At 61.9% G+C, this 15,521-nt stretch carries 9 protein-coding genes; all 9 read right to left on the bottom strand.

Annotation, left to right across the window (positions count from 1 at the left end; genetic code table 11):
* Positions 1-80: 80 nt before the first annotated feature.
* The 9 genes from U367_RS0105910 to U367_RS0105870 all read right to left on the bottom strand — a co-directional run bounded on the left by U367_RS0105910 (position 81) and on the right by U367_RS0105870 (position 15,433).
* Positions 81-3,191, bottom strand: a complete 3,111-nt coding sequence (locus tag U367_RS0105910) for an autotransporter serine protease (RefSeq protein WP_028616106.1) — start codon at positions 3,189-3,191, stop codon at positions 81-83.
* Between the two features lie 43 nt (positions 3,192-3,234).
* Entirely contained in the window at positions 3,235-6,192 is a 2,958-nt protein-coding gene (gene eprS, locus U367_RS0105905) for an autotransporter serine peptidase EprS (RefSeq protein ID WP_028616105.1), read from the bottom strand.
* A gap of 30 nt (positions 6,193-6,222) precedes the next feature.
* The gene (locus U367_RS0105900) at positions 6,223-7,557 is read right to left on the bottom strand and encodes a TolC family outer membrane protein (protein ID WP_028616104.1); all 1,335 of its coding nucleotides are present in this window, start codon (positions 7,555-7,557) and stop codon (positions 6,223-6,225) included.
* Positions 7,558-7,559: 2 nt separating this feature from the next.
* Complete coding sequence (locus U367_RS0105895; protein WP_028616103.1) at positions 7,560-8,873, bottom strand: HlyD family type I secretion periplasmic adaptor subunit; 1,314 nt, start codon at positions 8,871-8,873, stop codon at positions 7,560-7,562.
* Positions 8,870-10,621 (bottom strand): type I secretion system permease/ATPase, encoded by a 1,752-nt coding sequence (locus tag U367_RS0105890; RefSeq protein ID WP_028616102.1) that lies wholly within the window; start codon positions 10,619-10,621, stop codon positions 8,870-8,872. Before U367_RS0105890 ends, U367_RS0105895 begins: the two co-directional genes overlap by 4 nt.
* A 102-nt stretch (positions 10,622-10,723) precedes the next feature.
* Positions 10,724-11,092, bottom strand: a complete 369-nt coding sequence (locus tag U367_RS0105885; RefSeq protein WP_028616101.1) for an AprI/Inh family metalloprotease inhibitor — start codon at positions 11,090-11,092, stop codon at positions 10,724-10,726.
* 49 nt (positions 11,093-11,141) lie between these two features.
* Positions 11,142-12,590: a serralysin family metalloprotease gene (locus U367_RS0105880; RefSeq protein ID WP_028616100.1), complete on the bottom strand. Its 1,449-nt coding sequence runs from the start codon at positions 12,588-12,590 to the stop codon at positions 11,142-11,144.
* A 365-nt stretch (positions 12,591-12,955) separates the two neighbouring features.
* Positions 12,956-14,059: a DmpA family aminopeptidase gene (locus U367_RS0105875; RefSeq protein ID WP_028616099.1), complete on the bottom strand. Its 1,104-nt coding sequence runs from the start codon at positions 14,057-14,059 to the stop codon at positions 12,956-12,958.
* A 9-nt stretch (positions 14,060-14,068) separates the two neighbouring features.
* Entirely contained in the window at positions 14,069-15,433 is a 1,365-nt protein-coding gene (locus U367_RS0105870) for an APC family permease (protein ID WP_028616098.1), read from the bottom strand.
* Between the last annotated feature and the right edge of the window lie 88 nt (positions 15,434-15,521).

The following is a 15,521-nucleotide window of genomic DNA, read 5'->3' as shown; positions in this document are numbered from 1 at the left end:
CCTCTCTTTTGTTGGAGTTGTAGAGAAAGCCAAACCTGCGGGCACCGGTGGCGCCGACACCCGCAAAGGTCGCTAAACCATCAGAACGCCCAATCCAGGCTCAAGCCCACGCCATGGACTTTTTCTTTGCTGGCCAGCAGGCCGTTGTAGTCAAAGTTGACCCGCGCATCCTTGCTCAGCGCAAGGCTGACCCGTGCGCCAACCAGCGCCGCGTCACGCACCATCGGCGCACTTTCCACCGTAAACGACGGGCCGCCCGAGGCAAATGCCAAGTGTTGCTCGGCATCGGTGCTGCTGAGGGTGTGCTGCCAGCCCAGGGTGCCGGATACCTCCAACTGCTGGTGGTCATTCACATTGAAGGTTTTCAAGGCACGCAGACCCAGCGTGCTCGACACCTGGTCGCGTGTGTCGTCGCGACTTTTCAGCGCCGCAGCGTCGCCTTTTTCGGTAAAGCCATCGCTGTCCAGGTGCACGTAGGCCAGGTTGGCGAACGGTTCCAGGGCCAACGGTTGCAGGTTGATGCGGTAGGCCGCTTCGGTGAATACCTGGGTGCTGCGTGCATCAACCTTGGCTTTCTGTTTGCCGGAGACATTGCCGTATTGCAGGTCGCGTTTCACGTCTGCGCGGTGCCAACTGTAAGTGGCGCCACCGCTCAGGCGCCAGGCGCCGATCTCATGCCCGGCATAGGCGCCGAAGTGGTAGCTGTCGACCGAAGCACGGGAATGCGTGCCGCTACCCATGTTCAGTGACGTGTCGCTGTAACCGGCGACCAGGCCGATGCGCGTGGACTCGTCCAGTGCACCGTCCACCCCGGCGAGCATGCCGCCGATGGACGTGGTGTAGCCGGCTGTATCGCTGCGGCTGTCGGTCTTGCCCCAAGCGCCCAGGGCCTTGACCCACACGTTGCCACGACTGTCGAGCGTCTCGCTGGATGCCCCCATCTCGCCATTGCGCAGGCGTTCGCCCACGGCTTCGCGCACATAGCGGCTGTCATTCACCAAAGCGGTTTCCAGGGCCGGGTAGATTTCTCCCGACAGTTGTTGGAAAGCACCTTGTGCCGACGCCGCATTAGGCGCCAACAGCAGGCTTTCATACACCGCGTTGCCGGCGCCCAATTGCTCGGCGGCAGCGGCCACGGCGCGCTGGTTGTCGGTGGCGCCCACGCTGGCAAAACTGTTGGCGTTACGTGCCACGTCCAGTTGCACGCCGTTGGCCGCGTAGTTCAGGTTGCCGCCGAGGAACAGGTAGTTGGGCAGCACCGCACCAAAGCTGCCGGTAATGCCACCCGCGGCTTGCAGGATGTTGTACTGGCGCCCGATCAGGCTTTGCGCCTGTGCGCCACTGAGCAGCGTCGGGCTGTTTTCCAGCGCGAGGGTCACCGTGCCCCCGTTCAAGGTGGCAGTGCCTCCCGCCACAATGCGGTCGCTGCTGGTAGGCGACAGCTCCACGGCATAGGTCGACCCGGCCTCAAACGTCACATCCCCTGCGACGTTCAAAGTGCCGATGGAGTTGCCCGGCGCCACGGTGCCGCCGTTTTTCGCCAGCAACGAACCGATGCGGCCGGAACCCCCGACTACCCCGCTCTGGCTGACGGTCACCTGCGAAGTAAGCGAGCCATTGATGGCCAGCAAGCCTTGATTGACCAAGGTCGGGCCGCTGTAGGTGTTGGCGCCGGTGAGTACCAGCGTGCCAATGCCCTGTTTGGTCAGGCCGCCGTGCCCGGAGATGTCATTGCTCCACAAGTCCAGCCCGCAATGCACATCGTTGCAGATTCGCTGAGTCGGCTTGCCGGCATCGACCACCGCGCCCACGCCCGGTAAATCCGCGACAAACTGTCCGCTGCCATAAGCGCCGTCAATGCGGAACTCGGCCGGAATGTCTTCGGCCGTGACAAACATTCCCGGGCCGTTGATCGCCTTGCCCAGGTTGATCATGCCCCAGCCGTACAACGAGTCGATGCCCGGCGCGCCGAGGTCCGTAGCGGTGGTCTTGAGCAGTGTCGAGATCTGGTCGCCGCTCATGTACGGAAAACGCTGCATCAGCACGGCCGCACTGCCGGCCACGTGGGGCGCGGCCATGGACGTGCCGTTGAAGTTGGCATAGTCGGTGGTGAGGTTGTCCAGGCTGGTGCCATTGATGACAGAACTGTAGATCTTGGTGCCGGGCGCCGACACGCAGAAACTCGCCGCATAGCCGCAACGTGAGGAGAACGTACTGATCACATACGGATCGGCGCTCGTGGTGTCCGGGTTCTGCTGCAACGCCGCGACGGAGAGCCAGTTGGGCGCAATCTCTGGCACAAAGTACGCCAGCCCGGAAATCGCGTCCGGATTGTTGCGATTGTAGTCGTTGCCAGCGGCGAAGATCGTCAGCACGCCGCTGCGGGCCGCATCGATCGCGCCCTGGTAGGCGCCACCGGCAATGGTTCCGAGGATCGGCCGGATGTTGTTGAATTGTGCCTGTGCTTCGTTGACCGTGAAATTTGGAAACGCTGGGTCGCGCCCGCCCTTCGCATACTGCTCACCAATGCCGATGCCCCAGCTGTTGTTGATGATCCGCGCGCCGCTGGCGACCAATGCGTCCCAGCCGGCCTTGTACACCGCGCCATCGTTGCCGAGGATGATGCCGTCTTCCGGGCCCGGGTCACCGTTCTCGGCGCTGATGATTTGTGCATCGAAGGCCACGCCGTGCATCGGTCCGCCATCGCGGTTACCCGCTGCAATCCCGCCGACATGGGTGCCATGGTTGCCCAGCTTGCCGTTCGAACCGAGCGAAGGCGTGCCGTCGTAACGAAACGCATCGCCGGCCTTCACCGGGATGTACGGGTCGGTGTACTGACGGATGCCCTCGGTGACAATCGTCACCACCTTGCCAGGGCTGGCGAACTCCGGGTGCTGGGCGTACACCGGTTGGTCGAAGATCCCCAGCTTGACGCCCTTGCCGGTGTACCCGGCGGCGTACGCGGTATCGGCATGCACGGCGCCCAGGCCCCAGTCGGCCTTGAACTCATTGCTGCGCCAACTGGCGGCATCGCCCAGTTTGCCGGTTTCCACATAGGGTGCGGCCTGGGCGGTTCCCAGGCTTGCCAGGCAACACAGCAACGCACCGTATGGCGCGCTGCGGCTGGCCTTGGGCGGGTAGCCCAAGGCGGTGTGGATGGCGGTAGTTAACCCTGACTTGCGTGTTTTCACGGTGACCTTCCTTAGTTTTCTTATTGCACATGTGTAAATCGCTTCAGAACTGCCAGTTGAGGCTCAGCCCCACCCCTTGGGTTTTCTCCCGGCCACCCCATTGGCCGCTGTAATCAAGGTTGACCCGTGTGGCCGGGCTCAGCGCCAGGCTGGCCTGCACACCGACCAGCGCGGCATCGCGCAGCAACGGCGAACTGCGCACGGCAAATGACGGCCCGCCTGCGACAAACGCCAAGTGCTCTTCGGATTCAACGGCGGTGAGGCTGTGCTGCCACCCCAGCGAACCGGAGAGCTGCAGCTGCTGGTGGTCATTGAGGGCAACGGTTTTCAGGGCACGCACGCCAAGCGTGCTGAGCACGGCGTCCCGCTGATCGCTGCCACGTTCCAGGGCCGCGGCATCGCCTTTTTCATGGAACCCATCACTGTCCAGGTGCACATAGGCCAGGTTGGCGAAGGGCTCCAGTGCCAAAGATTGCAGGTTGATCCGGTAGGCCGCCTCGGTGAACAGTTGCGCCGTGCGCGCCTCCAGCTTGGATTTTTGTTTGCCACTGACAGCGCCGTATTGCAGGTCGCGCTTCACGTCACCGCGATGCCAGCTGTAGGCGCCACCGGCACTGACGCGCCAATCGCCCAGCTCGCGCCCGGCGTACGCACCGAAGTGATAACTGTCGATGGATGCCGAGGAATGCGTGCCGCTGCCCATATTCAATGAGCTGTCGCTGTAACCGGCGACCAGGCCCACACGCGTTTGCTCGTCCAGCGCGCCATCGACGCCGCCCAACAGACCACCGAGGGAGGTGGTGGAACCCGCCGTCTCACTGCGGCTGTCGGTCTTGCCCCAGGCGCCGAGTGCCTTGAGCCACAGGTTGCTGTCAGCGGCGACCGGCACCTGGCGCAAACGCTCGCCCACCGCGTCGCGCAGTTGCAGGCTGTCGTTGATGAGCATGGCGCCGATCGCCGGGTAGACTTCACCGGACAACTGCTGCAAGCCTTGTTGCGCAACCGCAATGGACTCCGACTGCAGCAGGCTTTCGTACACCGGGTTGCCCGCGCCCAATTGCTCTGCGGCCGCGGCTACGTTGCGTTGGTTGCGCGTCGCCGCGACGCTGGCGAAGGTGGCGTCATTGCGGACCACGTCCAACTGCACGCTGTCGGTGGCATAAGCGAGGGTGCCGCCAAGGAATAGATAGTCGGGCAACACCTGGCCAAACTGACCCTGGATGCCGCCAGCCGCCTGGAGGATGCTGTACTGGCGACCGATAAGGCTTTGTGCCTGTGCGCCGCTGAGCAGGGTCGGGCTGTTTTCCAACGCCAGGGTGACGTTGCCGCCGCCCAGGATCGCCTTGCCGCCGGCGACGATACGGTCGCTGCTGGTGGGCGTAAGTTCCACCGCATACGTCGAACCTGCCCCCAGGTTCACGTCGCCCGCCACCTGCAAGGTGCCTACGGAATTGCCGGGAGCCACACGGCCGCCTTGGTTGACCGACAGCGCGGCAATCCGACCGGAGCCGCCCAGGGTGCCGTTGCTGTTGACGGTCACCGCAGACGTCAGCGACCCGTTCACCGCCAGCAGCCCGCCGTTGACAATGGTCGCCCCGCGATAGGTGCTGGCGCCACTGAGTACCAGCGCACCTGCGCCGGACTTGATCAGGCTGCCTTCATAGATCCGCGTCGCGGCCGCCTGATCGCGTGCCGTGCCGATGGCGTAGTCCGTCTGGTCCTGCTGGCTGGCGCCGGCGCCCACGCCGTTTTGCCAGCCCTTGTCGATCAGGGTCTGCTGCCAGGCGCCGTGCTCGGCAGTGTCTTCGGCCTGGCGCTGCAGCAAGGCCTGGTCGGAGATGCCGTTACTCCAGACATCGCCCTGCCCGGCCGCGAGGCTGACGTTCATCGGTCCGAGTAACTGCCCCGGGCCGTGCATCGCCCGCCCCAGGTCCGGTACACCCCAGCCTACGCTGGTGGTGGGCGCCTGGGTGATGGAACCATCGAGCTGCGTTGCGGTGGTCAACAACACCTGCAACGCCTGCTCGTTGGTCATATAGGGGTAGCGTTCCATCACCAGTGCCAACGCACCGGTAGCATGGGGCGCCGACATCGAGGTGCCGGATTTCACGCCGTAGCCGCCGTCGGGAATGGTGCTGTTGATCAACGCACCGGGGGTGGAAATGCACCAGTATTTGGCAATGCCGCACTGGTTGTATTTCTGATTGTTGGCCTTGTCCAGCCCCGACACCGCCAGCCAGTGCCCTTCCAGTTCCGGCTGGAAATACGGCAACGCCGAACGCACGCTGGCATTCGCGTAACCACTGTTGCCGGCGCTGAAGACATTGATCACACCGGCCTTGGCCACGTCCGCCGCCGCATCCAGCCAGGTGCCCTGGTTGTAGTGCTGGGCGTAGGCCGCGTGCAGGTCGGCAAGGGTCCGGTAACTGACGTCCTTGGGCTGGCTGCCCCAGCTGTTGTTGATCGCCCGCACACCGGAGTCCACCAAGGCGCTGTACACCGCCTTGAAGTATTTGGGGTCGGGTGTCGGGCCAAACAGGAAGCTGTCGTTGGCGTTGGTATTGCCCACGTAGAGTTGCGCGTTGTACGCCACGCCGTGCATGCCCACGCCATCGCGGGCGGCGCCCATGGTACCGGTGACATGGGTGCCGTGAGAGTCGTTGTTGGGGTTAAGCGCACCCGTGGTATTGAAGGGAACGCCGTCCACGTAACTGCCGCTGGCGGTGACCGCGTGATAGCGGTCTTTGGAAGCTTCCGGGTGATTGGGATCGAAGCCTGAGTCCAGCGCACCGATCTTTACCCCGCTGCCGGTGATGCCGGCGGCGTAGGCTTCATCGGCCTTCATGCGCCCAAGCCCCCAGTCACTCTGGAACTCGGTGGAGCGCCAACTGGCGGCGTTCCCCGGTTGACCGGTCTCGGTATAGGCCGCCTGCGCCGCAACGGACAACAGCAGCAAGGAACCGGCGGTAAACGGTTTGAAACGGGGTGAATCGGTGATCATCGAAACCATCCTTATTGTTGTTATGGAGGCTTACTTCAGGGGGCCGAACGCCTCATCGACCTTCGCCAGGTCGGTGTCCCGCAGGTTGCCGGCGTAGTAATGCAACTTGGTCCAGGCCATCAGGTAGTCATAGCGCGCTTGCGCCAGGTCGCGGCGGGTGCTGTAAAGCTGCTGCTCGGCGTTGAGTGCATCGAGGTTGACCCGCTCGCCACCGAGGATGCTTTGCTGGGTCGACACCACCAACGCCTCGGCCGACACCAGCGCCTTCTGGTACGCACGCAGCTTGCTCACCCCCGACAAACAGGCACTGAACTGCCGGCGCAGCTCGATCAGGGTTTCGCGGGTTTTGCCTTCCAGTTCGTACTCGGCCTGCTCCATGGCACGACTGGCCTGGCGGGTGGAGGCCGAGATGCCGCCACCGGCATACAGCGGCACGCTGACTTCAACGCCGATGGTGTTGGTGTCGTAGCGCTGGTTGTAGGTGTTGCCGCTGTCGGATTCCTGCTGACGCGAGCTGGCATAGGCCGTGACCTTGGGCAAATGCCCGGCGCGGTTGCGCTCCACTTCATAACGCGCCACTTCCAGGGCCTGGCGCTGCGAGGCCAGCGTGGGGTTGTTGCTGATCGCCAGTTCGTGCCAGGTGTCATAGTTGGCCGGGGTCAGGGTGAAAGCGGCAAAGCCCTGGTTCAGCGGGGCCAAGTCGTGGATGTTGACGCTCTGCACGCCAATCAATGCGCCCAGCTCCCGCAGGGACGCGTCCTGTTCATCCAAGGCCTGAATCTCTTCGGCGGTGGCCAATTCGTAGCGGGATTCGGCTTCCAGAATATCCGTGCGTGTGCCCTCGCCTTGCTGAAACAGATGCTGGTTCTGCTGGAATTGCTGCTCGAACGCCTTCTTCTTTGCGCGGGCGATGTCGATCTGGTCCTGGGCGAACAATGCCTGGGTGTAATACGTCAGCACCCGCACCAGCAGTGCCTGGCTCTTGTCGCGAAAGCTTTCATCGGCAAACAGCGCCTGGGCCACGCCTTTGCGGTAGTTGGCGTAGGCCTCGTAGTCGAACAGCGGCTGTTGCAAGCTGAAGGTGGAGCCATAACTGTTGTAGTTGCGGTCGTCGCGATAGCTACCGCCGCGCCCATCGGGCAAGTGGGCCTCGGAATTGTTGCGCCCCTTGTTGTAGTTGTACGACAGCCTGGGCAGCAGACCGGCGCGGCCGATGGCGCGGTTTTCCAGGCCGGCGTCGCGCTCCTTGATGGCACCGAGGAACACCGGATCGTTACGCAAAGCCTGCTCGTACACATCGAACGGCCCCATGGCGGCCTGGGCACTCGCGCTGGTCAACAGCAAGGCGATAAACACGTGCTTCATGTCTATTCCTCGGTCAACGCGGAGCCGGCGCGGTCGAGCAGCGGCTTGAACAGGTAATTGAGCAGCGAGCGCTCGCCGGTGCGCACGAACATCTCGGCGGGCATGCCCGGCTTGATCACCAGCCCGTGGAGTTTTTCCAACGCCGCTTCGCTCACCGTAGTGCGCAGCACGTAGTAGGCCGCGCCGGTTTTTTCATCGAGCATCTGGTCGGCGGAAAGCAGGCTGACCTCCCCCGGCACACGCGGTGTGCGGCTTTGGTTGAAGGCGGTGAACAGAATGTCGACCGGCAGGTGCGTGCCGACCTTGTCGACCAAATGCACCGGCAAACGCCCTTCCACTTCCAGGCGCGTGTCTTGGGGCACGATCTCCAGCAGGGTTTCACCCGCGCGGACCACGGCGCCCTCGGTATGCACGCTGAGATTGACCGCGATGCCATCCGCCGGGGCGTTGATTTCGCTGTGTTGCAGGTCGAACCCGGCCGAGGTGAGTTGTTGTTCCAGAGTCAGGCTGCGCAGTTGTGCGTCGGCCAACTGACTGCGTACTTCCTTCTGGTATTCCTCACTGTGCTGTTGCAGTTTCAGCCGTGACTCGAGGATGCCCTGCTCTACCCGGCCACTTTCGCCGGTGTTTTGCGCCAGATCCTGTTGCACTTGGGACAACTGCCGTTGGTAGTCCATCAGCCGGTTGCGCGGGATGTAGCCGTTGTCGGCCAAGGGTTGCAGATTGCTCAGTTGATCACGCAGGGACTGCGCCTGGGCGGTCAAATCGCTGCGGGCGCGGCGCATGCCGCCCAACTGCGCGGTGGCGCCGTCGATATTGGCGCGGATACCGGCCTGTTCACGGGCAAAGGCTTCGCGACGGCTGCTGAACAGTTGGCGCTGACCTTCCAGCACCAACGCCAGGGCCGGGTCGGGATTGGCGCTGAGTTCGGTGGGAAAGGTGATGCTGGACTGATTGTCACGTTCACTCTGCCAGCGCGCCACACTGGCCCAGGCCATGCGGTACTGGGCTTGCAGGGACTGCACGTCGGCCTGGTGCTGAGTCTGGTCGAGACGAAACAGCGGCTGGCCTTGCTTCACCCACTCGCCCTCCTTCACCAGAATCCGGCTGACCACGCCGGGGCTGAGGGTTTGCACCGCCTTACGCTTGCCCGACACCACCACCGTGCCTTGCACCGGAATACCCTGGTCCAATGGCGCGAGGCTGGCCCACAGGAAAAAGCCGCCAGCCCCGACCACCGTCAGCAACCAGCCCATGCGTGCGAAGAAATTAGCGTCGTGTTCTTTAAAGCGTGGTTCAACAGTGATGTTGCTCATGCGCCTGGATTCCTTCCGGCCTGGTACTGACGACTGAAACTCACGCCCGGTCTCTCCTTGGGCGGCTCTTGCTGTCCGGACAACGCCCGCAGCACTTCCTGGCTCGGCCCGAACGCCTGCAAATGCCCTTCGCTGAGCACCAGCAACTTGTCGGCCTGGGCCAGCGCTGACGAACGATGGGTGACCAGCACCACACTGCTGCCCTGGGCTTTCATCTGCACGATGGCACTGGCCAGCGCAGCTTCGCCGACGGTGTCGAGATTGGAATTGGGCTCATCCAGCACGATCAGGCGCGGCCCGCCGTACAGGGCGCGGGCCAACGCCACCCGTTGTTTCTGGCCGCCGGACAGGCCGCCGCCGTTGTCACCCAGCACCGTGTCGTAGCCCTGGGGCAAGCGCAGGATCAGTTCATGCACGCCAGCCTGCTGCGCCGCCTGCACCACCTGCTCGGGGTCGGCTTCGCGAAAGCGCGCAATATTGTCGGCAATGCTGCCGCTGAACAGCTCGATGTCCTGGGGCAGATAGCCAATGTGCGGGCCGAGGTCGTCGCGTTCCCAGCGATGAATGTCCGCGCCATCCAGGCGCACCGTTCCGGCCAGCGTCGGCCAGACGCCCACCAGCACACGGGCCAGGGTGGATTTACCGGAGCCCGAGGCGCCGAGCACACCGAGCACTTCACCCGCGCCCAGGTTGAAACTAACTTGATGCAAGGTCGCCATCCGCCGCCCAGGCGGGCCTGCACTGACCTGTTCAAAGCTGACCTGGCCTTTGGGCGGCGGCAGCTTCATCTGCTCGACTTCCGGCGGAAATTCGCGCAACAGATCATCCAGCCGCTGGTAGGCCAGCTTGGCCGAACTCCATTGCTTCCACACCGCAATCAACTGGTCGATGGGGCTGAGCACCCGGCCCATCAGAATGGAACCGGCGATCATCATCCCGGCGGTCATGTCCCCCTTGATCACTAACAAGGCCCCCAGGCCCAGCACCAAGGATTGCAGGCACAACCGCAGGGATTTGCTCAGGGAAGTCACCACGGAGCCGGTATCACTGGCCTGGTTTTGCAAGCCTAGAAACTGCGAGTGCACCGCAAACCAGCGCTGGCGCAGCGCACCAAGCATGCCCATGGCCTGGATCGTCTCGGCATTGTGCAAGTGGCTGGTCGCCAGTTGCGTGGACTGCTGGGAATAACCACTGGCCTCGCCCAACGGCTTTTTGGTCAGGTATTCATTCAGGCATGCGAGGGCGATCAACAGCACCGCGCCCGCGGTGGCCAGCACACCGAGCCACACGTTGAACAGGAAGATCACAAATAGATAAATGGGAAACCACGGCGCGTCGAAAAACGCGAACAACGCTGGCCCCGTGATGAATTGGCGGATATGAGTCAAGTCGCCCAACGCCTGCCCAGCATGCCCCTGCCCGCGTTGCAGGTTGCGCTCGAACGCGGCCTTGTACACGCGCAAGTTGAAACGCCGCTCCAACTGGCTGCCGATGCGGATCACGATAAAACTGCGAATGACCTCAAGCGTGCCAATAAACGCAAAGAAGCCCACCACCATCAACGTCAACATCACCAGGGTGGTTTCATTCTGGGAGGACAGCACGCGGTCATACACTTGCAGCATGTAAATCGACGGCACCAGCATCAGCAGGTTAATCAATGCTGTGAAACAGCCAACACTGATCAACATGCTTTTGTATTCATCCAGCGCCTTGAATAAGGGCGCGACGGCATGGGACTTCGCCATGGTTTCTGATCTTCCCTGAAACAAATTTCGCGCAATAGTTTCCCCAACCCCAAACAACGGAGCGGTCAACTAATAAATTCAGTTATATAGTTATAACGACAACTAAGGTGTGCGTTGCAATACAACTTCCAGGCCCGTAGGCGTGCGGCCTTTATACTCGTCCGCCTGCTCTCGATTGAGATGGGTTATCCCGCTGCCTTCGGCGTTCATCAGCCAGATACCATCCGGTGTGGGTGTCCAGGTCAGGGGTTTCTCACCGAGCCATTGCGCGACACAAGCGAGGTCGCCGTCCAAGGCATTCGCCTGCTCCAGCAGGTCAAGTGCGCACACCTTATCCTTTTGGTGCAACTGCCAATGCCCGGCCAACTGGGCGGTGGTGGGTAATACAAGACTGCTCGCCATGACGTGGGCTCCTGCCGACACGAACATCACCTGCAACACGCGGGTGATCACTGTGAAAAAACGCTGCATCTTCACGCTCCATCGGTAAAGCGCGGCGCCGAAACGCCGCGCCCGTGCATTACGCCACGATGTCGCTGACGGCTGCCTGGCCGACGGTGGTGACGAGGAAGTCCGCCACGCCGTGCCCGGAGAAGTCTACTGCCAAGGTGCCCAGTTTGGTGCCTGCGGCATAGCTGAGTACAGCATCGCCGGCATGCCCGGTGAAGGCATTGACGAAGGTCAGGCCTGCACCCTTGGTAATGCCCGACAGGTCGATCTTGTCCGAACCGGAGGTGAAGTCAAAGATCTTGTCCGCAGCGCCTGGCTTGGAATCGGAACTGGCACCAAACACAAAGGTGTCGTTGCCCGCGCCGCCCCACAGTTGGTCCGCACCGCCGCCACCGTAGATGAGGTCGTTGCCGGCCCCACCCTTGATCACGTTGGCCGCGTTGTTGCCAATGATCAAGTCATTGCCGGCGCCGCCGAAAGCGTTCTCGACGGTCACGCCCTTGGCGATGGACACGTTGCCCACCAGGCCGCCAACGTCGGAGAACGACGTTTCATTGAGGTTGATCTTCTGGTTCTGGGTAAAACCGGAGAAGTCCAAGGTGTCATTGCCACCACCGTCCCACACCGAGAACACCAGCTTGTCGGCGTTCGAGGTGGCGCTGAGGAAATCACGCCCGGTGTTGGAGTTGAAGCCGTAGGTGGTGTCGCCGGCGCGGGTGTTGTAGTTGGCGCCGTAGAGCTTCTGGATCGCTGCGATGTCGTCGATCAGCGGGCCGGACGCGTAAGCTTCGACGCCGCCCTTGCTGAAGTTCTGGTTGGTGTTGCTCTCGCTCCAGTAACTCATGACGCTGTAGCCACGCGTGTCCTGTCCATAGTCCGCGTCTTTGTAGGAAGGGTTGCCGGTCCCGGCGTTGTAGTCGCCAGGGTGGTCCAGCCCCAGGGTATGCCCGATTTCGTGGGTCAGGGTCTGCCGGCCGTAGTTGTTCAGGTCCGGCGTCTTGTTTGGCGTGTAGCTGCTGTTGGTCAGGTACCATGAGGTGCCGTCCAGGCCACTTTGGTGATACTTGTCGTTGGTGCCCGGCAGGTAAGCAAACGCGGCCGCGCCGTCCTGGCCTCCGCTGTAGTTGCCGAAGGTCATGTGGAAGTCACCGCCCGAGGCTTTCTCGGTGAAGGTCACATTGGCCACATCCGCCCAGGATTGCATGGCCAATACGGCCTGTGCTTTCTGCTGGGTGTTGAACTGGCTGAACCCGGTGATGCCATGTTTGTTCATGGTTGCCGAGGACGCCGAGGTGAGAAAGGTGTAAGTCAGATCGATCTTGCCGTTGCCATCCACGTCGCGATAGGCCGCATTTTCACGCAACAGGTGGTCAGCCGCCTGGTCCACGGAAAACGAGGGTTTACCGTTGACCGTGAGGTTGCCGCCACGGTCGTACAGATGGCTGAAGCTATCGATTTGCGAGTAAGCGGTGCTGGCTTGCGCCGCCGACACGATAGCTTTGTCTTTTACTTTTGACATAAACGTACTTCCTTGTTTGCAAGTGCATCAGTCTTTGTTCGATAGGAACCTCGCGGGCGAGATCGTCCTATCACTCGCCTCTTTTGAAGGCGTAAGAAAACTGACACAACTTGAAATCTTTCGTCTACATCTTTTCCCGCACTAAAACCGGGCAAGCAAACAACTGAAACAAGTTCAGCGCCGTGTTTGTTGGCCGGTATTGGCTTTCGCCCTGAAAAAAGCAGCGCGATTATTTAAATATTAAATAGCACTAACGCCGCTCAAATTGAGCGGCGCCGTTAGTTAATGGATCCAATATATTGGCAGGGTGTCATTGGCAACATTAAACAGCCACTACTTGTATTAATAACTTGGCGTGCCCCCTATTACCGGGACACACTCCAGCCCGTCTTGTGCAATACCGCCAATAGCGTTTCACCTTCCAGTCCGGGCACCAGGACACCTTGATCGGTGAGCATGCTCTCCCCAGCCAGGATCGCGTTGATGATCGCCTCTTCCACCGCCTCAGCCGCCGCGCTGAACAGCGGCGAAATATGGTCGTTGTTGACCATCTGCAAGGGGCTGCTGAACGGCAGGCCCTTGCGCCCATAATCCGCTGGCGGCAGATCCTGGTTACCGGTGGCAAAGGCCAGGAACAGGTCACCGCTGGAATCTTCGGTGCCGCCGCCAGTGCGGGCGATACCGATGGACGCGCGCTGCGCCAGGCGCTGGCATTGGTGCGGCAACAGCGGCGCGTCGGTGGCCAGGATTACCACGATCGAGCCCATGCCCGGCGTGCCTTGCTCGGCAAAGGGCGAAGAAATTTCCATCAACTGGCGCCCCACCGGGTAGCCATCCACCCGCAGTTCCTGGCGCTTGCCATGGTTGGCCTGCACCAGCACGCCGACAGTCCAGCCACCCTGTTCCGCCGGCAGGCGCCGCGAGGCCGTGCCGATGCCGCCTTTGAATTCATGGCAGATCATGCCGGTGCCGCCGCCGACTGCGCCTTCCTGCACCGGGCCGGTTTCGGCGTTGTCCACGGCTTCGCGCACATGCTCGGGGCCGACATGCTGGCCCCAGATGTCATTGAGCAGGCCGTCATAGGTTTCCATCACCACCGGCATGCACCAGTACACCGCCGGGTCCGCCAGGCGCTCGCGCTCCAGGGCGATCAGGCTGTCGCGCACAATGCCGATGCTGTGGGTGTTGGTGATGGCCAGCGGCGTGGTCAACAGCCCCGCTTCGCTGATCCACTCAAGGCCGGTGGCGTCGCCATTGCCATTGAGCACGTGATAGCCGGCAAAGCACGGTTGCTGGCGTGCCTCGCCAGCACGCGGTTGGATCACGCTGACGCCAGTACGCACGTGCTTGCCGTCGATAAGTGTCTTGATCGTGCTGTGCCCGACCCGGACACCTGGCACATCGGTGATGGCGTTCCACTCACCGGGCGTGCCCAGCCCCAACGTGATGCCCAATTGACGTGCGCGCATAACCACTCCTTACAATTTCTGGAAGACCGGACTCGACCGGCCACTGATGCAATACAGAATCACCGACAGGGCCAGCAAGCCGATGATGATCATGATGTCGCGGATCGAGGCCGCCGCCACCAGCGTGACCAACAGATAACCCGCGCCCAGTACCGCAACCAACGCCGGCAGCGGCCACAGCGGCATGCGATAGGGATGCTCGCGATCACGCAGCAGCACCCGGCTCATCAACGCACTCAACGCCACCACCAGGTACACCAGCATGATCAGCAACACGCTGAACGAAGTCAGGTCGGCCAGGTTGGAGCTGAAACTCAACAATGCTGAAGGAATCGCCAGGAACAGCGTAGCCAACCAGGGCGAATCCCAGCGTGGGTGAATACGTGTAAAGAGTTTGTTGATGCTTGGCGTCCACAGCGCGTCGCGTCCGCTGCTGAACACCACGCGGCCAATCTGGATCACGATCGCGACAATCGCATTGAACACCGACAGGAAGATCCCGGCACTGACCAGCCGCGAGAGGGTTTCATTGCCATGGCTGGTCAACAGGTAACCGATGGGGTCCGGGCTGCTGATCATCTCACTGAGCGATGGCGCACCGATCAACAGCGCGGTGATCGGCACCAGTTCGATGATCACCACCAAGCCCAAGGACCACAGCACTGCCTTGTGCACGCCTTTGCCGCCGCATTTCATGTCTTCAGCCAGCAACACTGCTGGGCCATAGCCGTTGTAGGAAAACAGGCCGATGCCCACCGCGCCGATCACCAGGGCCCAGGGCGCCAGGTGCAGCACGCCGTTTTCGACGATTTGCGGCTGGAACAGCACGCTGGCCGGCTGTACCGGGTTGCCGAAACCAATGACGACGATCACCAGCAACGCCGCGACTTCCAGTAACAGGCAGGTGCCGGTGATCCAGGCATTCAGCTTGATATTGAGAATGCCCAAGGCGTAACTGCACACCACAATCACCAACGCGACGGTCTGGGAATCGAACTTCGTGCCAAGGGCGTTATTCAGATAGGTTGCCGCGCCCGTGGCGAGAACTGGCGGGATAAACAGCAACATCACCAGCACGGTCAGGAACGTCGCATAGCCCGCCATGCCACCAAATACGCGCTTGGCGTACACATACTCGCCCCCAGCGCTGTTGTGGGCGCGGCCCAGTTCGGCGTAGCAAAAGGCAAACATCAACGCGAGCAAACCCGCCATCACAAACGCCAGGAACACGCCGCTACCGGCCTGTTGGATGGCAAAGGGCGCGATCACAAATACGGAACTGGCCGGCGTCACCGCCGACACGGTAATGGCGACCACATCGAAGACACTCAAGGTGGGTTTCAGCACGCCGTCGGGCGTGGGGGAAGTGCTCATATCGTTATCCTCTGTCGTTGTTCTTGGTGTGAGGCAGAAACGAAACGTCTGATAATTGCGGGATATGTTTCCCGCTGAATGATGAGGA

The organism is Pseudomonas canadensis (assembly GCF_000503215.1).
GTDB lineage: Bacteria > Pseudomonadota > Gammaproteobacteria > Pseudomonadales > Pseudomonadaceae > Aquipseudomonas > Aquipseudomonas canadensis.
Note: the sequence above shows the minus strand (reverse complement) of the source record. Positions and strands in the feature narration are given on the sequence as shown.